22 protein-coding genes and 1 pseudogene are annotated in these 21,400 nt (G+C 53.7%); 14 read left to right on the top strand and 9 right to left on the bottom strand.

Going from position 1 to position 21,400, the window contains the following annotated elements; genetic code table 11:
- Positions 1–331 precede the first annotated feature (331 nt).
- The 7 genes from AC1TXO_RS16820 (at position 332) to AC1TXO_RS16790 (ending at position 6,428) form a co-directional block, all read left to right on the top strand.
- Positions 332–715: a hypothetical protein gene (locus AC1TXO_RS16820; protein WP_125923925.1), complete on the top strand. Its 384-nt coding sequence runs from the start codon at positions 332–334 to the stop codon at positions 713–715.
- A gap of 309 nt (positions 716–1,024) precedes the next feature.
- On the top strand, positions 1,025–1,570 hold the full coding sequence (locus tag AC1TXO_RS16815; protein ID WP_158621134.1) for a plasmid partition protein ParG: 546 nt from the start codon (positions 1,025–1,027) through the stop codon (positions 1,568–1,570).
- Entirely contained in the window at positions 1,570–1,980 is a 411-nt protein-coding gene (locus AC1TXO_RS16810; protein WP_125923927.1) for a hypothetical protein, read from the top strand. Before AC1TXO_RS16815 ends, AC1TXO_RS16810 begins: the two co-directional genes overlap by 1 nt.
- 74 nt (positions 1,981–2,054) lie before the next feature.
- Entirely contained in the window at positions 2,055–2,609 is a 555-nt protein-coding gene (locus AC1TXO_RS16805) for a hypothetical protein (RefSeq protein WP_486402795.1), read from the top strand.
- 1,059 nt (positions 2,610–3,668) lie between these two features.
- On the top strand, positions 3,669–5,306 hold the full coding sequence (locus tag AC1TXO_RS16800; protein ID WP_125923929.1) for a hypothetical protein: 1,638 nt from the start codon (positions 3,669–3,671) through the stop codon (positions 5,304–5,306).
- A gap of 98 nt (positions 5,307–5,404) precedes the next feature.
- Positions 5,405–5,590 carry a hypothetical protein gene (locus AC1TXO_RS16795; RefSeq protein ID WP_125923930.1) on the top strand — a complete coding sequence of 62 codons (186 nt, stop codon included), beginning with the start codon at positions 5,405–5,407 and terminating at the stop codon, positions 5,588–5,590.
- 13 nt (positions 5,591–5,603) lie between these two features.
- Positions 5,604–6,428, top strand: coding sequence for a hypothetical protein (locus tag AC1TXO_RS16790; RefSeq protein ID WP_125923931.1), 825 nt, complete (start codon positions 5,604–5,606; stop codon positions 6,426–6,428).
- Positions 6,429–6,657: 229 nt separating this feature from the next.
- Here AC1TXO_RS16790 and AC1TXO_RS16785 read toward each other — a convergent pair whose 3' ends face one another.
- The 3 genes from AC1TXO_RS16785 to AC1TXO_RS16775 form a co-directional block, all read right to left on the bottom strand.
- Positions 6,658–7,020, bottom strand: a complete 363-nt coding sequence (locus tag AC1TXO_RS16785; RefSeq protein ID WP_486402794.1) for a hypothetical protein — start codon at positions 7,018–7,020, stop codon at positions 6,658–6,660.
- A 294-nt stretch (positions 7,021–7,314) separates the two neighbouring features.
- A complete protein-coding gene (locus tag AC1TXO_RS16780; protein ID WP_486402793.1) occupies positions 7,315–7,560 on the bottom strand; it encodes a 2-oxoadipate dioxygenase/decarboxylase family protein in 246 nt (81 codons plus the stop codon).
- Between the two features lie 25 nt (positions 7,561–7,585).
- Positions 7,586–8,026 (bottom strand): helix-turn-helix domain-containing protein, encoded by a 441-nt coding sequence (locus tag AC1TXO_RS16775; RefSeq protein ID WP_486402792.1) that lies wholly within the window; start codon positions 8,024–8,026, stop codon positions 7,586–7,588.
- Between the two features lie 261 nt (positions 8,027–8,287).
- On the opposite strand from AC1TXO_RS16775, the gene AC1TXO_RS16770 reads away from it, so the two are divergent.
- The 6 genes and pseudogenes from AC1TXO_RS16770 to AC1TXO_RS16745 all read left to right on the top strand — a co-directional run.
- A complete protein-coding gene (locus AC1TXO_RS16770; RefSeq protein ID WP_486402791.1) occupies positions 8,288–9,034 on the top strand; it encodes a metallophosphoesterase in 747 nt (248 codons plus the stop codon).
- Positions 9,035–9,048: 14 nt separating this feature from the next.
- Positions 9,049–9,357: a hypothetical protein gene (locus AC1TXO_RS16765; RefSeq protein ID WP_486402790.1), complete on the top strand. Its 309-nt coding sequence runs from the start codon at positions 9,049–9,051 to the stop codon at positions 9,355–9,357.
- A gap of 87 nt (positions 9,358–9,444) precedes the next feature.
- Complete coding sequence (locus tag AC1TXO_RS16760) at positions 9,445–9,942, top strand: hypothetical protein (protein ID WP_486402789.1); 498 nt, start codon at positions 9,445–9,447, stop codon at positions 9,940–9,942.
- A 43-nt stretch (positions 9,943–9,985) separates the two neighbouring features.
- Positions 9,986–10,618 (top strand): HAD family hydrolase, encoded by a 633-nt coding sequence (locus tag AC1TXO_RS16755; RefSeq protein WP_486402788.1) that lies wholly within the window; start codon positions 9,986–9,988, stop codon positions 10,616–10,618.
- Between the two features lie 85 nt (positions 10,619–10,703).
- Positions 10,704–12,259, top strand: a protein-coding gene (locus AC1TXO_RS16750) for an IS3 family transposase (RefSeq protein WP_486402409.1) whose coding sequence is annotated in 2 segments (ribosomal slippage) — positions 10,704–11,169 and positions 11,169–12,259 — 1,557 coding nt in all. Because the reading frame shifts where the segments join, the coding sequence is not laid out codon by codon here.
- A 378-nt stretch (positions 12,260–12,637) separates the two neighbouring features.
- A pseudogene (locus AC1TXO_RS16745) lies at positions 12,638–13,663 on the top strand (c-type cytochrome); the annotation flags it as partial.
- 13 nt (positions 13,664–13,676) lie between these two features.
- On the opposite strand, the gene AC1TXO_RS16740 reads toward AC1TXO_RS16745, so the two are convergent.
- The 3 genes from AC1TXO_RS16740 to AC1TXO_RS16730 form a co-directional block, all read right to left on the bottom strand.
- Positions 13,677–14,030 (bottom strand): antitoxin Xre/MbcA/ParS toxin-binding domain-containing protein, encoded by a 354-nt coding sequence (locus AC1TXO_RS16740; RefSeq protein ID WP_486402787.1) that lies wholly within the window; start codon positions 14,028–14,030, stop codon positions 13,677–13,679.
- A 959-nt stretch (positions 14,031–14,989) separates the two neighbouring features.
- Positions 14,990–15,382: a helix-turn-helix domain-containing protein gene (locus AC1TXO_RS16735; RefSeq protein ID WP_486402786.1), complete on the bottom strand. Its 393-nt coding sequence runs from the start codon at positions 15,380–15,382 to the stop codon at positions 14,990–14,992.
- A 389-nt stretch (positions 15,383–15,771) separates the two neighbouring features.
- Positions 15,772–16,599, bottom strand: a complete 828-nt coding sequence (locus tag AC1TXO_RS16730; protein WP_486402785.1) for a hypothetical protein — start codon at positions 16,597–16,599, stop codon at positions 15,772–15,774.
- 129 nt (positions 16,600–16,728) lie between these two features.
- On the opposite strand from AC1TXO_RS16730, the gene AC1TXO_RS16725 reads away from it, so the two are divergent.
- Entirely contained in the window at positions 16,729–17,127 is a 399-nt protein-coding gene (locus tag AC1TXO_RS16725) for a hypothetical protein (RefSeq protein ID WP_486402784.1), read from the top strand.
- Between the two features lie 174 nt (positions 17,128–17,301).
- On the opposite strand, the gene AC1TXO_RS16720 is transcribed toward AC1TXO_RS16725, so the two are convergent.
- Genes AC1TXO_RS16720 through AC1TXO_RS16710 form a run of 3 tightly spaced genes read right to left on the bottom strand, consistent with a single transcriptional unit; the run spans position 17,302 to position 20,985 of the window.
- Complete coding sequence (locus AC1TXO_RS16720) at positions 17,302–19,293, bottom strand: DUF3732 domain-containing protein (RefSeq protein WP_486402783.1); 1,992 nt, start codon at positions 19,291–19,293, stop codon at positions 17,302–17,304.
- Positions 19,277–19,783, bottom strand: coding sequence for a three component ABC system middle component (locus AC1TXO_RS16715; protein ID WP_486402782.1), 507 nt, complete (start codon positions 19,781–19,783; stop codon positions 19,277–19,279). The genes AC1TXO_RS16720 and AC1TXO_RS16715 overlap by 17 nt, the downstream gene beginning before the upstream one ends.
- Positions 19,780–20,985: an ABC-three component system protein gene (locus AC1TXO_RS16710; RefSeq protein WP_486402781.1), complete on the bottom strand. Its 1,206-nt coding sequence runs from the start codon at positions 20,983–20,985 to the stop codon at positions 19,780–19,782. Before AC1TXO_RS16710 ends, AC1TXO_RS16715 begins: the two co-directional genes overlap by 4 nt.
- Positions 20,986–21,400: the final 415 nt, after the last annotated feature.

Raw genomic sequence — 21,400 nt, 5'->3', positions numbered from 1 at the left:
GATAGACAGTGGCGTCGGCGCAGTAATGCGCGTGCCACCCTGAATACATACGCCGAATGGTGAGACCACTTGCGACATGTTCGTGATTTTCAAGCTTCCATTGCATCCTAATGCCAAGATTCGTTTGGTAATTTCACCGGCGGTAAGCGGTTTTGATACCAAACGAATGCTACCTTTACCTTGCTGTTTAAGGCTGAGGTGTAAACCATTTTTTTGATGTGTAAACCTCTTTGCTTTACACGTCAAAAAATTGGTTTACAAGTCCCCGAGATGGCTAAGGCAGGTCGCCAGCGATTCACCGGGTGGCTAATGAATCGAGCAAGGAGCGGCAATGATTGACACTGTAATGGTCGAATGCCACTGGAAGCGCCATTCTGAATTTGATCTCAAACGTATCATGAAGGCGAAAAGCCAAGGTTTCACGAAGCCTGTTACGGCCTATCTCACAGGCGTGATCATCTACGCGCGAGCTGCCGTGGGCGTAGTATTCGGACATGTGAGAAAGGACTCGCTAGGTCGTTTTGCGGATGGCCACATCATTCGCACATCCGATGTGCTGGACATAGCAAGGGAGGGGCGGTTCTGGGTGATTACGACTGAAAACAGCCGGTACGTTATCGCCACTTTCAGCTCTGATGGAGGCCGTCAGAGTCTGCGAGATTTTCGGCGTCTGGCCGTCAAATTGACCTACCTCACAGCCAATCATCTGCATTGAAGCGGATCGCCCGTGGCTCAGTACTTCGGCATTCATGTGACTTGATAAAAAAGGAGCGCGTACGAAGCGTGGTGGAGGATCACTCTGATAGCTTCTCAGAACCGACCTACCCTTGTTATAGAGGCCCGCACGCGTCTAGGCTCAAGCTTTAAGCGTACGGGCTACAAGCGGCTGAAAAGCTCGCTTTATCATCCTGGGGGAATACAGTCCCCAGCGTGTGGCGCCCTTTAACATATCCGTTGCTTGGTAGTCCTTGATCTCGTCTTATGATCATGTGATTATATGATCATAAAAAGGTTAGGAGATGACATGAATATCATCATCAAGAGTGTCGAACACGATTCCGAAGATGGCATCAACTTCATCGTCGTCGAGTTTTTCGTCGACGGTGACTATTACCGACATGCTTTGGAAGACGAGCGCTTCCTTGATCGGTCGAGCCTGGATCTCGACAGCGACACATTGGATGCGGTTCAGCAGGCCCTGTATGCCTTTATCGACGCTCATGCTGTAAGCACCGAATTGTACGATATTGATGACTTGAGCCATCAAGCCAAACTGCTGGGGTATCGCCTAGGTACCCGCTATGTGCTTGACCAACTGGGTGAGACCGTCCAGCTGGTTGAAGTTACCGATCGTTATAGGAAGATGGTTATTTCGTTCAATGATCGTCCCGAATGTGCCTTCTGGCTGCGCGGCCAGCTGGCGGATCCGCTTTTGGAAGAGGGCCCAGTCAAGCGCGTCAATGCGAACATCCCTAAGCCCTTGCATGATGACTTCAAGGCCATGTGTGTGCGTCGAGGGGTCGACATGCAAGATGTGCTGACTGAGTTGATTATTGGCTGGATGAAATAATGATGACCCTCCCCATTGAGATGGAAGGGCAGCTGTGGAAGCAGGCCCTAAAATATTTTGGAGCTGATGAATTAAGGCACCTGCTCATTAAGGCACAGGACGATTTCTATCGTGGTCATGACTTTCCGCTTAATCGCAAGGCGACCAAGTGGGGAAGGATCTTTACCGTCAACGGCACGGCTTACTGTAATTTTAGGAAGCCAATGCTGCGGAAGGTGTTCGGCCCTACTGTCCTTGCTTTCATCAGGAATACGCCTGATTTGCGGCTGAATGAAGGGGAGTCTGGAAAGCTAGAAATGCCTGAGCGGCTGCGTATCCATCTGTCTGGCGCCTTGCTCAGAAAGCTTCCTGCAGAGCTACTAAATGACACCCAACGTGACCAGCTTTTTGCCTCAGATATCGGACTTTAAGCGGGTAAAATTATCTGTGGAAAAGTCACTGGTCATGTGACATATTGTCACTTTCATAGTGACAGGGTGCTCGCATGCATGAGGAAGAGGAAGTAGTCAGTATTTCCGAGCGTACCGCTACAGAACTAGCCCAGGAGCTGCGCGTTTCCTTGGATGAGCTTGGCTGGTCAGCTGCCGGGCTGATGGATCGCATGCGCTCCCTCGGCGACTACCGCACCCCGGCCACGATCCTCAGAGGCATTAATCGCGCTCTGGAAGGCCAGATCAAACCGTCAGGCGAGCTGATGGCCTTGGTGCAGCAGGCTGTGCGCTTCCAGCGCAGGTTGTTGCGCACATACAGCAACACGCCGTGGTCGCAACTCGGGGATGGTTCTTACACGACACGCTTGGAAGATTTCACCCTTACGATCACGCCGCAAAGCCGCGGAAGATGGCGTGTGAACCTGATACATAAAGACGGCTTCAGCCCGCCTTTCCCAAGATGGCAAGACAGCCTGGATGCAGCAAAACGCATGGCTTTCATCACGCTCGACAACGGTCAGAACTGGCTTCAAGAGTATGCTGAGCAGCAGGCTCGCGAAGCCGCAGAGAAAACGGCTGTATACCGTGGCGAGTCTTCTGATCGATAGCGAATTTAATGCGATGACGGCCGAGTTTGATCAGGCTGGAGCTTGGATGCAGGATCAGTTGCGTGCTCAACCGAGAAGAGCGATGAACCGTCGTGAACAGCATGTGATTAGCCTAGCGTGAGACAATTTGGACGAGCTCGATGTGATCAAACCCTCGGCGCGCAAATTCGGCACGGACGCCTTGGAGCCTGGGGTGTTGTGCTGGGGCACTGTGCGTGCTCGATCCGGATGGGCTGGTTCACGCAATTAGTCGGCAGCACAATCCCTCCGTAATTGGTATGAGTGTGCCGTTTCGGATGCTACAGCGGCTCTGTGATCAGCTTTTCAAGCGGAAGCCACTGTTGTTGCAGCGCCCAAGCTAACGCTGCAGAGGAGAGCAGCACGCATCACTGTCGTGGGGATCCTGGTTGTCGATGGTGCGAGCTGCTCAGAAAGCGCTCGATCCTCTCCAGCACGACGTATCGCTCCTGATCACGAGGCGGCGAGAGAACCGGAAAGCCCGGTTTGTTACGATTTTCTCCTGGCAACCAGCGACGCTATCGTCTAGGCTCCGCCCGCATTGCTGGTCACCCCAGTTGATGGACTGCTTTGCACTATGACTGCGCATCTCGTGGCCTCCCTGCTATCTCGCACCGGTGCCCGTGCTGATGACGTGAGAGCCATTCGGTCTATCCATCGGCGAAACAGAGTGAAATCGAGTTGATCATTTTTCGGCTTGGCTGCTACCCTGAACATGCCCGTCATACCATTTCCTTTTCCGGTGTTTTGCCCATGAACAAGCCTAAGTCACGCGCTGCAGTTGTAGAGGCTGCGGTGTCTTCCCTGTCCGCTGAGGACTTGGAGGCTATTGCTGAGTGGTTGCAATCCGAGGAGGGCAGCCAGGCTCTGAGCAACGCTGCAGCTGAGGCCCGCCAGGCCATCAGTGAGCTAAATCGTTCTCGATCCGTCGACCGAGATGATTTGCATAAACCTATAGTCGTGGTTGACCGAGCAATCGGCGCCGGGGCTGGCTATCTGACTACCCGCGTGGGGTAAATCAATCCGTGGGGTAGACCAATCTTGGCCTATAAGCTCTATCCGTACAGCGTCGAAAAGCTCATTGAGTGTTTGGCCGTAGGGTCTACCTTTGCGGATGAAAAATGGATTTCTAAAAAGCTGCACCTTGTTTACTTCAAGGAGTACTTCGAGGAGCTGGGCGCTAAGACGATCGTGGTCGAGGAAGACTACATCGACCGCGACTACCTTGAGGACTATGCGGCGTACTACGACCGGTGCTTCCAGAACTACGGGCGGCGTACACTACGCTTACATTTCTTCGATTTGGAATTCGATGAGGACGTGTTCGTCACGGCCGTCACGGCAGGTGAGGGATGTGCTCAGGAGAAATCCCTTCAAGATGCGTACCTTGGCTTTGTAGTCGTTAAGCCGTTGCCGCAATCAGTGGTCGGCCGTACCTGCCTCAGGACATATCCCAATGATGCCGGGCGTAGACATTTTCCGTGTTTGCGCACCTATGACGTCAACCTGTTCGGCATGCAGCTTAAGGTCAGAAGTCTGGCTTACCAGGAGCAGGATACCGTTGTGGCTGCATGCGCAACGAGTGCGTTGTGGTCATGCTTGCAAGGCACAGGCAAGCTATTCCAACACCCGATACCCCCGCCTGTTGAGATCACAAATTGGGCTGCTGAGCACATGCCTGAAAATCTAGGCGCGGTGAGTTCTCGGGCGTTCCCCAACAACGGCCTGACGGCAAGCCAGATGGCCTACGCTGTCCGCCGTGTTGGATTGGAACCTATGGTCATTGGCTCCCCTGCACGTTATGACCTCAATGGTTTGGCCTATGCCTTCTTGAGGGGGCGCATCCCATCAGTCCTGGTCTATACGTTGAAGGAATGGGATGGGGAGAAGCTAAAGGAGGTTGGCCAGCATGCCGTGGCTGTGACGGGGTATTCGCTCGACGAGGGCCCGCCGATCCCTCACCTCCGTACTGGGCTTCAGTTACGCTCGACGCGGATCGATAAGCTCTACGGGCATGATGACCAAGTTGGGCCTTTTGCCCGGATGATCTGGAATCCCCCTGTCAATAGCGACTTCGGTGTTGCGCACCCAGGGGATTTCAACCTGCTGAAAACCTCGGGTTCAGACCAGGTCTTTGCGGAAATCAACTTCGTTCTTCTCCCGCTGTATCACAAGATCCGAATTCCCTACTCGTTGATCCACGACACCGTGTTCTCGCTGGATAAGTTCATTGAGCAGGCGCGGCGAGGCCGTGTGGCCAAGGGTGAGTGGGATATCTTCTTGACGACCGCTAACGACTACAAGATATCGGCCCGTAGCGATTACCCAACCTGGGGTATTGATCCTGCAGCAACCCTTTATAAGTCGCTACCGCGTTTTATGTGGCGTGTGTTGCTGAGGGTCAACAACAAGGTTGAGCTGGACATCTTATTCGATGCGACCGGGATTGCTCAGCACAGCTTGGTTGTGCATCAGGTCGCGCAAGGCGGTTATAAGAGCATGCTTGAGCAGCTCGCCCGGGTGCGGGTCAAGAAGGGGCTCGATGTCGATGTACAGGTTGCTGCGGTGCTGGAGCAATTCGCACCGGTGTGGGTCGGGGAGGCGGGAGGTGCCATCAAGGGTGTTGCCAGGAATGTCGAAACCGCTGTTGCTACTGAGGGCGGCGCGGCCAACCACTGAAGTGTTTCACGACGATTCAGCCGCTACCCGCTGTGCTGGGGTTGTGGTATTCATGCTATCCTTCGTGTGTGACAACCCCTTCATCATCGGAAACGTCTATGTTTCGCAGCCGCATTGGTAACAGAAGCGAGTCGCAAAAAAAGGATGACGAGGCCTTCATGGCAGCGTTGCGTGAAATCGACACCCTTGAAGCCAAAGATGGCCATGTGTCCATGGACTCTTCTGACCTTGAGCAGCAGCTGAAAGAGCTGCACGAATCTGGCCAAAAATTGGTTAAAGGCTGATTGATCCTTCCTCATGGCACTGTTGCTCATTCTGCCGCTGCTTGTCAGTGGTCTTCTCGTTTGTCTGTATGACCCCCTGAATTACTACAAACTGCACCGGTACGAAGGCCAGCTGCTCTACCTTCAGGCCGGGCGCTTTGGGCTTCAGTGCCTTATAGCGGCCTTTTTGGTTGTTGGGATCGTGTCATTGGTTTTCTCCCATAGCTGGGGCCAGATCTGCTTGGATGGTGGCAATCCGCACTCGGTTCTTTCGGGGTGTCATGATTTCAGCACGGACTATTTATCGTGGATCGGTCATCTTCTGCTCGATGCCAAGCTTGTCACGACGCAGGAGGGCGGCCAGGCCACCGTGTTTGGCTTCCTGACGGGCATAGTCACTTTGATCATGCCCTTTGTCTGGGCTGCTCGATCCAAAAGTGGTCTAAAGGCGTACTTGAAGTCGAAAGACGAGGCGAAGCTTCATAGCTTTTTGACTCGTGAAACCCTCCGCCACAGTCCGATTGGCTGCAAGATCATGGATGCGTTTGCATTCAAAAGGGCTGTGATGATCACCATGAGTGACCGAAAGGTATACGTAGGGCTCATCCAGTCGGTGGGCGCTCCTACAGAGGTCACTGGCCTTGACCTGGAAATCCAGCTACTGCCGTCTTTCAGTGGTTACCGAGACAAGGATACGCTGAAGGTGACGTACACAAACACCTATCCAAGCGAGCCGTCCTTGGTCGAGCCTATCTGTCTGATGCAGGAGAATATTGTTTCTCTCAGCATGTTCAGTGAAAAGATCCGGGAGCATTTCAAGTCGGAAGAAGCCAGCTCAAAGCGGTACTACGACCTCTGATGCCCTAAGCCGTCTAAAGCAGTGGGCCCATTCCCCTTGATCTGTAGGCCGCTCTAACCCTTCAAGCGGCCATGAAGTCACCCTTCCCAACGGTCGCTGCAAGTGCCGTTGTTTCCCAGAGGTGGCGTTGCTCAGGGCAAAGAAGTGGCACTCGCCCCTCCATTCCTCCAAATTAACAACGGATGAATTCTCTCTTGAACACCAAGGGTGGAAAAGTTTAAGTGGTTTTCTAAACCAATAGACTGTCTAAGCTGAATTCGAATGCCTCGAAATCATAGTTGGATTGCGGAGCAGGGTTGACATCCAAATACGTAAACGTTGCATGCAAAGTCGCAGCAATGCTGTCATTTAGATTCTGATTTGGATTGGAAGCAGCTTGGGCGCTGTGATAATTCAATGCTCGATCGCGCAGCGTTGTCAGTAGTTGATTGCCAGGACTCAGAGAGTTCAACAACAGCTTTACAACATTCGGTTCATTCATTGACAGGTTTGCAGCTTGTGTCCGGGCGGACTGCTGCTCTTTATGATCTGTATTGAAAAGAAGGGTGGCGAATTGTTCCAGGATCGATGGGTCGGTGATCAGGTGGCTCATAGTGCATCCTTTCATGAGAGTCTTTATTGAATTTTACGATAATCTGACGCCATGATAATCTCTCAGGTTAGGCTTGCTGTCTAGCAGCGTGGTGATCAACCCCGAACTCTTTTCCCTGACATGAGTGGGATTTCCTTGGGGCCAGAAAAAGGCTGCCCTGCAGGAAGAGCAGCAGGAGCGACACTCTAGAGGGTCAGAGTCCAGATTACACATGAGGCTCCCATTTTGGTGGCGATTCGACCATAGCCTGCTCAGGATATTTGAACAGATTGGGCTGGAAGATAACCGCGGCGCTCATGGGCAGGAATACTTCACCACCGCTGTTGAAGTCGAAGTACCGGCGTCAATCAGCTGTTCCAGTGTTTTGGAATGCAGGTCGCTGCCGCGCGCGGCCAAGCTTCTTTCTTTTGGGAAGAAGCGGAAGTAGGCAAGGCTCTGTTTTCGCATCGCATCCAGGTCATCTGGAGAGGCGATAAAAACTTTGTCCAGAAGCTCGGCGTAGCGCCCGATTCGGCTTGCAGGCAGATGCTCGACCCGCACAGTGCACCGCAAAGCGCTTCCACCTTTACCAATGACGCCCTGCCGTAGAGCGCGAGATGTTCATGAGGCGTGCGATCTCTGCTTTGGTATGCCCTAGCGCTTTCAAGCGCTGTACTTCTTCGCGCACCTTAGCCGCCTCCGTAATGCGAGGGTGAACGGCCGGTTCAGAATCAATTAAGACAGGTGCATCAAAACCGCCCAGGGCTTCCAACTCTCGCTGACAGAGTGCCAGCAAGTCTGATGGGGAGACCTGCTCGCTAGCAGCGCACGTTAAAGCGACCAAGGTCAGAGGGTGCACCTTTAGCTGAGCAGCGATCTCGTCAAGGGTTTCCAGGGTAACGCTGGACTCTCCACGCTCCAGTCGAGAGATGTGCGATTGCGACACGCCCCCCTCGAAATCGCTTTGAGCGACCGCGGTCTGGCGGCGCATGAAACGTAAGGCGCTAGCGAAAGCTTTCCTGAGCATGGGTGGCCGATACCTGCAAAGCCCACTGTATGCCGTGTTTGCATGGTTCGACTCAAACCCGTATATTCATATGGTGATACACTCGTTGCTGGCTCGCTGTTCGACGGAGGAGTTCTCACGCAGTGGCGGCGAGTTCCTCCATCCGAGCAACCGCAATATCACGCTAAATGCACGTTGAAGCTTAGGGCATTTCCATACCGCTTCACTGATCAATTAATAGCCAAAATCGCGTATGCACGCTCAGCGACTGGAGACCTACTTTTGAAAGTCTGCATCTACTCTGATCTTCACTGCGAGATGGATGCGCGACCCAGTCTGCTTCCACAGCGCACGAGCGATGACGTCGATCTCGTCATCCTTGGCGGCGACATTCACACGAAGGGCCGGGGGGTGAAATGGGCTCAGGCAGCCTTTGACACCCCGGTCGCGTATGTATGCGGGAACCACGAGTTTTATTTAGGGCACATCGACAAGACGCTTAGATCGATGAAAGAGCAGGCTGAAGGAAGCCAGGTGCACGTGCTGGAGAATGAAGTCTTGATTGTCGGAGATGTCCGAATTCTGGGTGCCACCGCTTGGACAGACTTCTCCGCTCATGGAAATGTCTACCAGTCGTCCCAGGAAGCTAAACGATGCATGAACGATTTCCGCAAAATCAGGGCAGGTGAGGGGTATCGTGCCCTTGCCGTCAGCGATGTCATCAGCCGCAATCACGAAACATACCAATGGTTGGCGAGGGAGCTAGCTCAGGAGTTTGAGGGCAAGACCATTGTCGTGACCCATCACTGCCCATTAGCCCAGTTTTCAGGCCCTGAACAGGGCTCTGCTCTCATGCCAGCCTATTCAAACCAGTGGCCAGAATTGGTTAGCCAAGCGGATGTATGGGCATTTGGCCACACGCATAGCAAAGTTGATGAAATATTTGAAGGCTGCCGGATCATTAGTAACCCAAGAGGATACCCGAGCGAAGAGTGCGGATTCGACGCAGCTTTTGTGATAGAGGTTTAACGAGGCAGTATCAAATGCGGAATTATCAAGAAAAACTGGCAGAGGCTGCTCGGCGTAAATTCAGTAAGCAGATAACTGGGTTTCTATTTGATGTCCGTGCGAGAGATAGAGGCATTAGAGGTGCCATATTTTATGACGCCCTCAGCCGCTACGAAGATGGTGATACCTTTACCACATCTGATGTCGGTGAAACGTGGCAAGAGCATGGTTACACATTGTTCCTCACCGTTCGCGGCTCCTGTTACGTGGCAGTGAGTCATATGTTATTTGTGGAAGAAGCGCTGGATGGTGTTGTGCAAACTATGATAATGCGCGCAAGTTGATTGCGCTAGGCATTTAATTTTCATTTCTCCCTAGTAACTGAACGCATTCAGGGTTTGCGTTCGTCTGACTATGCCAAAGGAAAAAGCATGTCTGATCTCAAAAAAATCAAGGTGACTGTCCGGAAATATGATGTGCAAGGCCGGGGTGATCTTGATGTTTTATTTAATAGGGTGAGATTGGAGGATGAACAGGGTAACACGCTTGACTTCAAGAAAGTTGTAATGTTGCGATACCTTGAGCGGCAGGGAGCAATGGCGATCAATACTCCAATAGTCTGGTATTATAAGCCGCTAGGCAAAAAGACCGTCGTGTTGGTTGCGTTTGAAAGGTCTGGCGGGAATGTCGAGTACGAGCTCGAAGACATGAACCAGATCGTGAAATCCGCTGTCCTGAAAGGAATTCTGGTGGCGCTGGGAATGATTCCGGGAGGCATTATCGCAGCAACCGCTACTTTTGGGGTTGGCTTGCTCCTAATCCCATTGGGGCTTTGGTACGGCTATCGGAACGCCTTCAAGTTGCCCGCGATGCTTCGCAGGAGCGTGTTGGTGAAGGATCTTGCTGCTTTCGGAGTTTCAGTTCGTTAAGCTTATTTTGGCACAAGCCGAATAGATCCAGGGAAGGGGCTTTATGAACTGCGCGGTGATACTTGACGTATTTGGCACGCTTTTAGAGATTCGCAAGCGGACGAATCCGTACAAAGCGTTGCTGAGGGAAGGGACTCGCCAAGGACGTTGCGCAGCCCCGGATGACCTACGGTTTTTTATGACCTTTAGCGGAGGGCTTGCCGAGGCCGCCGATACGCTTAAGATCAAAATTGCTCAGGATAAGTTGGCCGAACTGCAAGAAATTTTGGAAATCGAAGTAGAATCTATTCGGCTGTATGACGATGCCCTTCCGGCGCTGGACATGCTCAAGCGTCATGGACTGCGGCTTGGGCTTTGCTCCAATCTTGCCAGTGCCTATTGTTCGAAAGTTAGAGAGCTGCTGCCGCAGATGGATGGGTATGCGCTCAGCTGCGAGTTAGGTTTGATGAAACCTGATCCTCGAATGTATGCAGCTGCTTGCGACCTATTAGCCGTGAAGCCAGGGCTTGTCGATGGCACGGCAGCCAATTCGGTGCTGATGATTGGCGATTCTTTGAAATGTGATCGCGACGGGCCCAAGCAAGCGGGAATAATCGGCTATCACCTGAGTCGCCGAGGTACTGGCCCTTATGTGGATTTGCTGAGATTTGCCCATGCTGTAACAGAGAGCAACTGATTGTCTTAGCCCCCCGGTGTCAGGATAGTTGTCGCCTCGCCAGATTTACCTGAAACCAGACCCCGGGGGCTGAAAGAGAGCCGTTATGCCGTACTATTCCTCTGAGCGCAAAGCCGAACTGCTCAAGATGCTGGGTCCTCCACTCAACCTGACGATGGCCGAAGTCGCTAGGCGTGAGGGCGTTACTGAAATGTCGCTGTATACCTGGCGCAAACGAGCCAGTGCCGAAGGATGTGTGGTGGTGACCGATCCCAAACACCCGACCGAGAGCTGGTCGGCAGAAATGAGATTCGCAGCTGTGGCTGAATGTGCCAGCTTGTCCGAGATCGAGGTGGGTGAATACTGCCGTCGCAAAGGCTTGTATCCGGAGCAGATTGCTGCCTGGCGGCAAGCGTTCCTGAGTGGGATGGCCCCTCCAAAAGCGCAGCCCAAGGTTGATCGGGAGCAGGCCCGTCAGGATCAGAAACGTATTAAACAGCTCGAGCGCGAGCTGCGCCGCAAGGATAAGGCGCTGGCTGAAACAGCCGCGTTACTGGTGCTGCGAAAAAAGCTCAACGACTACTGGGGAGTAGACGACGAGGACAATTGACTGCTTTGCCGGAACGGCAACTGCTGGTGACTTGGTTGACTGAGGCGATTAATTCCGGAGCTCGGAAATTGACGGCATGTCAGGAAGTTGGCTTGACGCTCCGAACGTTGCAGCGCTGGACTCAAACGGAAGAAGTGGCGGCTGATGCACGCACAACTACAGTTCGCGCAACCCCACCAAACGCGCTGAGCGAGCACGAGCGACAAGCGATTCTCAACCTGTGCAACAGCGCTGAGTATGCTCACTTGCCACCTAGCCAGATCGTGCCGAGGCTGGCCGACAAGCAGCTCTACATAGGCTCGGAGTCGACCTTCTACCGGGTGCTTCGGGCTGCTGGACAGCGAGAACGCCGAGGGCGCGCTCAGCGCCCTGGGCGTCATGCCGAGCCGACAACGCATGCTGCCCGCGCACCTAACCGGGTGTGGTCGTGGGACATCACATACTTGCCATCTTCGGTGCGTGGAAAGTATTACTACCTGTACCTGATCGAAGACATCTACAGCCGCAAGACTGTGGGCTGGGAGGTACACGAGAACGAAGACGGCGCCAAAGCTGCAGTGTTGCTGCAGAGAAGTGTAATCAGCGAACAGTGCTTGAGAGAGCCGTTGGTGTTGCACTCGGACAACGGCACGCCGATGAAATCGGCCACTTTGCTGAGCAAGATGTACGAGCTGGGCATAACACCGTCCCGCGGCAGGCCGCGTGTCAGTAATGACAATCCATACTCGGAGGCACTTTTCAGAACACTGAAGTACTGCCCGCAATGGCCGACCAAGGGCTTCGAGACCTTGGATGCTGCACGATGCTGGGTGCGTGATTTTATCCGTTGGTACAACCACGAACACCGACACAGCCGAATCCGCTTCGTCACGCCAGCAGAGCGTCATCGAGGCCAGGACAGGCAAATCCTTGCCCTGCGCCACGAACTCTATGAGCGCGCTCGAAATAGGAATCCGGAGCGATGGTCAGGACGCACTCGCAACTGGGAGCCAATTGGTACCGTGCTTCTGAACCCTGATCGGGAACAACAGCACGTGAAGCAAGCCGCATAGTTGGATGGTTGACGCGACAACTACCTTGAAAAACGCCGTAGCAGATAAGTTGGCTTCTGCTTCCGGTGTCTCGCATGGGTTACCATGTGGAAAATCTCTTCAGCGGTGTCATACCAAATAATATGCTTGCTGTGCGGTGTGGGAATCACAAAGCGTCGAATCTCAAGCGGCGCAAAAGTGAAATATTTGGGTAACTTCAGCCGTCTCTTAATCGTGCCGTCCGTACTGTTGCACTGCTCGCAAATGATGGTTCTGGCAAAGGTCATAATCCGACGAGGTTCACCGGGACGAAAAGTATCTGCGCACAAATGTTCTCCGTGATCGTGATGTGCGTGAAGTCCCCCAGCCCAGCCCTCATGTCTGTCAGGTCTGTTCGGGTATCCCGCCATGCCTTATCCGTCTTACGCGCGGGTTACGGATGAGGATATGAAGGCGCTTTATGCGTACTTCATGAAGGGGGTACCGGCTGTTTCGCAGGTAAACAGGGAAAGCGAAATTCCATGGCCCCTGTCCATGCGCTGGCCCCTCGGCATATGGCGTTGGATGTTTGCCCCTGATCCAGCTAGCGCTCTGCCTGTCGTCACTGAGGATCCTGTGATCGCCCGCGGAGCGTACCTGGTCGAAGGTCTGGGTCATTGCGGTACCTGTCACACTCCCAGAGCCATCACGATGCAAGAGAAGGCCCTCAGCGACAGTGATAGCAGCCACTTCCTGGCAGGCGGCGCTCCGTTGGAGGGCTGGGTGGCGAAGAACCTGCGCGGTGAAAATGCAACTGGCCTGGGCACCTGGTCAGTAGAGGAGCTTGTTCAATTTCTGCAGACGGGCCGGAACGACCGTACGGCAGCGTTTGGCGGCATGAGTGATGTCATCGAGCATAGTCTTCAACATCTGTCCCTAAGCGACCTCACGGCAATTGCTCGCTATCTAAAAACACTCCCGCCATCCGGTGCAGCGCAGAAGCCCGTTGGGCAATCTCAAACAACGGAGTTGCTCCATAATCTCCAGATCCAGGGCAATCTGGGTGCTCAGGTCTATGCCGATAACTGCATGGCTTGTCATCGCAGTGATGGCCGAGGCTATGCGCAGACCTTCCCCGGACTTGCAGGAAACGGCGTGCTGAATGAGGAAGACCCCACCTCCGTGATCAGGATCATCCTTGGCGGTTATACCCTGGCAGGTACGGAAAAAGCGGTGACTGCCTTTACAATGCCCGGCTTCGGATGGCGGCTGAGCGACGAGGAGGTCGCCGCGGTCGTCACGTTCATACGATCGGGATGGGGAAATCAGGGAAATCTAGTGTCCGCCAAGGACGTCGAAGGCGTAAGAAGCTCAATGACTGCTGCTCAACTCGCTGTCCCGGGTACCGACGTACATGAGGGCGCCATCCTTCCTTTTAGGCCTTAAGTGGCAATCGACCTCAAGCGACAAACCCATGCTCTAGCCGGGTAATCAACATGAGAGCGTGTTCGAGTGGCACATCGCTCGGGCGTTTATCCCCCAACGCCTTAAGCGGTTGTGATAACCACTTGATCGCGGTTGCCTGATTGCCGAACAACGCGATTGCTGCATTGATCAGTTGCGGATCAATGGCCTGGAGTTCGGGGCTTGCACGCCCCGAATTCATCGCGTCCTCAATCGCGGCTGCAAGCGTCTCCAGAGCATCGCCGAGCCGAGCATCTTCACGAGCGTCCTGAGAGATTGGTTGATGTTCCGTGCAATGGCGTAGCAGGGCCTGAGCGTCGTTGAAGTTCAAATCGAGTTCGATGAGCATTGAGGTTCCTCAAGACTTTGCGCACTGAGAAAAATACAAACCGTCCGCCGGTGCTGAAGCATCCGGGGATCGATCACGTGAGCGGGGCAGGGCATTCTAGCCGGTGCTGGCTTGCGCGTGCTGGCCCGCCAAGCAAATCTCGCATCTTGAATGGCGATTCTGGCAGGAGGCATCCGCTTCGCTCGCCGGGTGTCTTCCCTCCGACGACGCAACACTCATGCATGGGTCACTGGTTGGATCACCGGGGTACTAACTGTGGCGTGAGATCCCGTCCGATCTTGCGCTCTCGTCGAGGTCTGGAAGGCCAATCGCGAGGATGATTCAAGGTCGTCGGTTCGGCAGGGAGCTGAGGGCAGGGAGCTTCGGGTCTCAGCCAACAAAGCGGGGCGATGCGAAAGCGAGCTCTTTCTGTAGCGTTACTTTCCAAGAAAAAGGCTAGCTGTATAGCGCTAGCCTTTCACACAACTAGACCGCGTCACTCGGTGTTGTCAGGCGTACGGAAGATCTGAAACCAGACGCGTCCCGGTTTGCTAGTTGCCGGGGCTTTCTCGTGGTCACGGATCGTGCAGTAGCGACCATGCTTGGTCAATACGGCAGTTTTTGCAGTGTTCAGGGTCACTTCTTGAAATGACCCACCATTGCGATTGACAAGATTGCCGGGAGTTATCACATAAGCCATGCTGAAGCCTCAGTAGTGGGATAAATGAATGGCTGATGGCCATCATTAGTCACTATGCACTATCCAGGGCAATTGCTGATGACCCTGGTCAGTGGTTTTGAGACCTGGGCGCGAACGTCGTGATCCCTCGGGCCGCGAGTAGGAGAAGGGAGATGGGTTTAGTCGTGGCTGAAGCGTATCCTTCGAGAGCGCTGTTTGACCGACTATGGCCATTGAAAAAGGTGGTCACAGCCTTTGATGTTTTTGAGAGCGCCACGATCCCGAGTTCGGCGCCGAGAAGTCAGAGCGCGGAGAAGCACAGCTCGGTTTGTAAGCTGCGGGGCTGGGAAGGCCTGCGACTAGCTGCTTTTTTGGAGCGGTCGGCCAGGGCTGCCTCTGCGTTGCAAGGTTCAGTATTACTCCAAGCCAGGCTCTTGATTTCAGCGTGAACATTGGCGATGAGCTCTGTGGCGGGTTTACCGCTTTCCTCGGACAGTGTGAGGGTCAATAGAGTGAGGGGGCTTAACCCCAACCCCTGGCTAACCTGATCCAGTTTGTCCAATGTGATGCTGCTGCGCCCACCTTCGAGTTTGCTGAGGTAAGTGCGGCTGGTACTCGCAAAATCGCGTTGGGAAAGGTTGCGCTTGCCCCGGATCGTCCGTAGCACCTTTGCGAACGACGTCTTCAGTGACATTTCTGCTCCTCTGACTGAAACAGCCACGGTGCATCGAACCGATAGCACCTGGCTTCGACGCATCAAGCGCCCTATGACCGGGCTGCACTGTAGCATGGGCTTTGACCTGGGCGGGGCGTTGGCCAACCCTCGAAATCTCCGCAGGAGTGACCGGCGATAGGAGTACATTTGTGCCCTTACGATTCAAGGCGATGCGCTCTGATGTCACGTTTCCTTGGGACGATGAACGCCTCCGGTTCGGCCTGAGCCTGTAAGCCAGCTGGCTGTGCGGACTGATCACTGTTCAGGCGGGGACAAAGCTGTCAGAAAGGGGTGAGAAAAGACCTGACGGCCGATACCTGACTTGCTACTAACATGGATACCGACCGATCAGGGGAGGGTGCGATGGCCTACTTCTTGACGCGTTTAGTTCGACCCCCTGGGCCATGGACTACGATTGGTGTCCACGTTTTGTCAGCGCTGACTAGTTCAAACTCCCTCTCTACATCTTCTTGAGTGCAGAAGATGTCAGTCATGTAGAGCACACCATAGAACGTATCCCAGTCGTGGTGCTTATAACCCTTCATGTCTGCGTAGACGCCATCCAAGCTTGATTTCAGTTCAGTTTCGGAGTTGATGAACTTGAACTCAACCATGGTGCGAAGCGAAGGTATACCAATATCACCTTTGGTATGCTTCAGGATTCGCGGTATCCCGACCTCTTTCATCGCGTCTGTAAACGAGTATTTGCAGACTTTGAGTATTGCATTGCGCAATTCTGCCTCGGTCGTGGGAACAATGCCACTGTCCTGGATGATCATGCCAGTCTTCAAGAGAATATTGCGCAGCACGCCATGACTTGTAATCGCTTTGGCATTGCTCATCGCGCGCAATGGCGCGAAGCAGGCATGAGCTTTAGAGTAAGCATCGGAGTGGATGTCACCCTCAAAAGGTCGGGAAGTTTTTTCGAGATAAACGCGATCACTTCGAAGACTGGTAGCTTCGCGCTCAATCGATGGAACGCCCAGCCGTTCAGCCAAGGCACCGATACCCCGGAAAGCCGCTTCTAAGTGATACCCAATCATCAACTTGGCATGATCGTAGCGATGGTCATCAGGATTCTCATGATCTTCCAGGCTCATGTGATTTTCCAGATCATCGAATTTGTTGACTGCATCGTAAGCTGCATCGAGGTCTCTCTGAATCGCCTCGACCAAAAGCCATTCTTCTCTTCCCATGTGTTCCTCCTATAGAATTATGCTGCCAAACGGGGCGGGACTTCCGTGACGAGCAGGGTTGCTGGTGGCCATGCACATAGTTAATGCTAACCATCAGGATGATATGTTATTCGCCTTTAAGGAGCTGTAATGAGTTTTACTGAGCGGCAGATGAAAGACCATATCTATGACTCTCAAGAGATAGCCGGTATGTACCGGTTTGCCATGCGGATCGGGTTTTGGAATAGCGAACCTGATCGGAGCTCCATGTTGGAAAGATTTCTGAAAGTAGCGAACGTCGCCACCCTTTCTGAAATTGATGATTTGCTCAGTGCTCGGAAGCCACTGATCGAAAAGTTTCTCCTAAATCTGTATGCCAACAGAATCTGCCCTTGGCGGGTTACACCTGAATTTATCTGCGAGCTTGTCTTAATAGTCGAATATCCCGAAGTGTTCACCAAAGAGCGGCTGGTTGAGGAGCTGCAGTGGGACAGTGAAGCGACCGACAGAATCTTGAAAGCGTTGCATGAAACCATCCTGGCCTCATGAGGTTACGATGTGTCACGAGCACGGTCTCCACTGCTTGCTTTGACACTATGAAGAAAGGGCTGCAATTTCCTGCGGCCCTCTCCAGTTCAGATTCAAATCATGAGCCTCGTGTCGGACAGCGGTTTGAAACTCGCTCGCCTACACCCCATAATACCTAATGGCCGACGCGCTTGATCACATCGCCTGAATCCAGCTAGCGGGTATCAGACCGTCACCCTTGCGCTCCCAAGCCTCCACGCTAACGGTGTCCTCGACATTACCCCAGATGTCTGGCCCTGCGTGCTCCAATACGATGATCTGGAAGAAGTTTCCGGCGCGCTTGAGTCCTTTCGCAAGCACTTCAAAAATCCGACGCGTCGCAATTACGTCTGCGGGGCGCGCCTGATTGATTACCTCAAAACCTGCGTCCAGTGCGTTGGAGCCGCCGGTGCTGCTTGGGAAGTAAACCTGGCTCGGCTGATCTATTACGATGAAGCTGAATGGTGGGAGCTTTTTGTTATCGTCTTGGGACAAGTACTCGTGGATGCCAAGGAACGTTGCGATGTGGTAACCCATCCAGTTAGCACCACTGCCTATTTCCCACAGATAATCCTTCTTCCCGTGCCCCTCGAACCTGAGCGTGAGCTCTTTCCTGTCGAGGAAAATCTGCGCACCTGGTGTGCCGTTCAAGCCGAACTGGTCGGCGTACTCTTCGATCATAGGGGACAGCTGAGCGTCGACCTTTCGCTCCTGCTCGGCCTTATCGATCGACGACATGGCGAAGTTGTACTGACGGATCAGCCCCTCCAACTCGGTCATACGTTTGAGCAGGCCATGATCGGCATCAGACCCATCAAGCTGCTTGAGTAGCCGGCTGATTTCACCTGCCACGTAGTAGATCTGGCCTATCGAATTGCGGGTACGCTCGTCTTCCTGGATCAAACGATTCTGTTCACGCAGCAAGCGTGAAAGCTCACGCTCATCTTTTGCCCGTTGCCGTTTGAGGATGGACAGCTGATTGTCGACTACCGGATTATCCTTGAGGGCGTCAGAGATCCGCGAGATCTTATTGACCTTCTCTTCAAGGTTATCAATGACCATTGGCAGAGCATTGGTGAAGGAGCCACATGCCACGCAATTCCCGCCCTCCGCAACGCTCTCCTTCAGCCATTCCAGACCGATGACATGAGACTTTTCTGTATCGATGGCGGCGACGAACTGCTTGCTAGACCGAGCCAGGTGATCAATGCCATCGATCTGCGCGTCTAGCTCATCAACAATCCGTTGCTGCTTGGCCACATCGTCGATCACCTCCTTGAGCTTCTTGGAAATATGCAGCCGCTGGGGCTCAAGCAACGTTTGCTCAAGACGACCCTCGTGAGTGGCGATGACCACTGTCTTGAGCAGTTCCACCTTCTCAGTGCTCAAAGCACTGGTTTGCTGCAGGAGGCCAAGCTGGATGCATCGATCAAACAACTGGTCGATGTCCGTATAGTGGTTCGCCTTGGCTGCATCGTGGACGGTGATTTGTTTGCGAAGCCGATCCTGCTCGCGCAGGGCTTCATCCCGCCGACGCTCATTCATCACATACGTCCCATCCACCATACCTAAAGCGTATGGCATTGCCCGGGTAAGGCGTTCCTTGTGTTGGAACGAATCCGCTTTGAAGAAGAGGGTGTTCGGGTTGGCAACGATGTGCTGGGGCAGGAAGTTGAACGCTGCCATGTCGCGGTACGAGCTCCTGCGGTCGAAGCTTGCAGGATCTTCAGCATCAGAATGCGGCAGGTCGCTGACCCTAACCATTCCGTCGAAAGCCGCCTTGTACTGATTCAGCGAGTGCGTTCGGCTGACATCGTCAGGAATCGTCTCATTATCCTCATCAACAACGAGCATGCAGAGGTCATTAGAGCCCTGCGAGGTGCCCGGCGTGCGTCGAGCCAGTATGTGAGTCGTGTCGAGAAGGCGGACTTTCAGTCCGAACCATGCCACCGTCTCGCGGATGATCCCGATTGGAATCTGGCATTTTGTAGCGCCCAGCACGTAGTCAATGATATGGACGATTGACGACTTACCAGTGCCGCTCAGACCGTGGATGATGTTGATCTTCCCTTCCTCGAAAGGAATGACTCGTGGCTTCATGCCAGGCTTTCGAGGCCAGAGGATGACGGCGTCAATCGTGAATTTCATGGGGAATCCCAAACAAGAGCTTGTACAGATTTTCGGTCGACTCGGTGGCGAACCACTTGGCCAGTCGTTCGACGGTTTGCATCATCGCAGTGGGCATCGCGTTTTTGATGCCCCTTGGCCAGCGGTCAACGAGCACTTGGAAACTCGCTGCCTCTGGGGTTCTTCCGATTTTGCCGACCAGTCGAGCTGAGACTGCGAGGTTAAGTCCCTGAAGCGTGGCACCTGCATGCGCGGCAACGCGTCGTTGCAGATCGATCTTCAACACAGGCGTCTCGCGAAGCACGGTTGCCAATGCCGATCGGGTGGTTCGCTTGCACAGTGCATCGCGCGAGACCTGGCTCCAAGTAAGCGGTAATACGAGGAGAAGCTTTTGAAGGTCAGGCGTCTGCCCTAGCGCAGCCTCTTCGTATTGAGCAATGAAATGCGTCAATAGGAAGCACGCGAGGGATGAGTTGTGGATCAGCTGGCGGTCGAGGTAGGCATCACTCATGACTCTGCCTCCGATTCCGAGGGGGCACGGTGCCAGTGGATAGGTGACTTCGTTTCAACGGCATTAGCCATGCGCTGATAAGTGCCGCAGAACAGATACTGAGCCTGAGATTTGATCCGGCCGACGGTCATCGGGAATGATTCTGGGAACAAGGTTTTGGCCAGCACTTCCTTATAATCAGGTACGTCGAACTGGTGCAGCGCCTTGCTCGATCTCAGCTGATGCGCATTGCCGATAGAACGCCAACGGTCGCCCAAAACCCGCTCAGCACTGTCAAAGTCTTCGAGTAGTACTCGGCCCGAGTCCAGCAAACGAATTCGTTCGGAGTAAGCTGCGCAGAAGAAGCTGAACTGCTCCATCAGGATGTCCTGGGGCACGCTGAGCTTTTTGAGCTGCCCCATGAACACCATGGCGGCTGCATCGATCTTCTTGGCCCATTCAGTGAAGTCGGTTTTCTCGAAGGGCAGCGGCTCCCAGGGGCCATTCATGAATGCGTTAACCAGGGTGTGTTTCTGGTTGTAGAAAGGCTGGCCGGTTGTCCAGAATTGCTGGCGAGCTTTCCAGGTCTCCTGGCATTGGTCGAACAGGAATCCAACGAGTGTGTAGTAAATGGTTTCGCCGGAATCGAGCGCATCTTCGGGAAGGTGAAGCGAGGCAATAACCTTCTGCTTCATATCCGCGTTCTGCTGACCATCCTCGATGCGCATGTGTTTGATCAAGAACGTCAGATCCGCATCCGGAAATGCGGTGACTTCATTGGCGATCTCTCTCGTTTTACCAGTCATCCCAGCCGCGTGCGTGCGTAATGCTGTCACCGCTTCTGCAACGTCTTCTTTTGACTGGGCGTTCGAGAGGCGCATGGCTAGCGTGCCACTCTTCACAATTCGGTTTGTGACGAGAAGATACTCAAGCTCCTCGTGTTCCTGCCTGGCTGTAGCTAAGCCATTCAGCCAAATCCGAAGCGTTTTCCAGAGGTTCTTACCGCTGTCCTGGAGGGGATTTTTGCGAGGCTGGACTGACAGCTTCGCTTGCTCGGACACCCGCCGGGAACCCCTGGCACCCTGACTGACCTCTTCGATGTCATCAGCGGTTTCAATGCCGAACTTGGTGATCGGATTCTGGGCCGTAAAAATCCGAAACAGCGCACGCTCGTACTGATAGCCATACCCCGCTGCGCTAGGGCCAGCGTCAGGCTCTTTCATCCTTCCATCTCTCAGTCCATCCTCGTATCCAATGAGGCCGTGGCCCCATTCCTTTATCCGTGGCGCAGCAAGGCGGGAATGTACCTATCTAGATGTCATTTGGCCATCTATCGAAAGTTAAATTTCCTGCAGAAGATGGCGATAAGCATTCGTTTGGGTTTCTGCAGTTTTGCTCAACATTCAAGTGTGCATATGGCTGGCGTGATGGCTCGCCGGAAGGGCAATGCATGCGCGCTAGCCTCCAGCAGCTTGCGCAGATCTTTCTGGCAGAGTGGTGATGCTAACAGCGGTATATCGACCGCCGTTCCTAGCCCAAGGCGCTCACCTATAGCGTTAGCTTTCTGTGGGTTGCTTCAAGCCGTTGATCGCCTTCCGAGGGTGGAGTAATCGCACGTGTATTCATTCCAGATCGGAC

This window comes from Pseudomonas sp. FA117, from assembly GCF_057370475.1.
The sequence above is the reverse complement of the archived record's forward strand: the minus strand, read 5'-3'. Positions and strand labels throughout refer to the sequence as shown.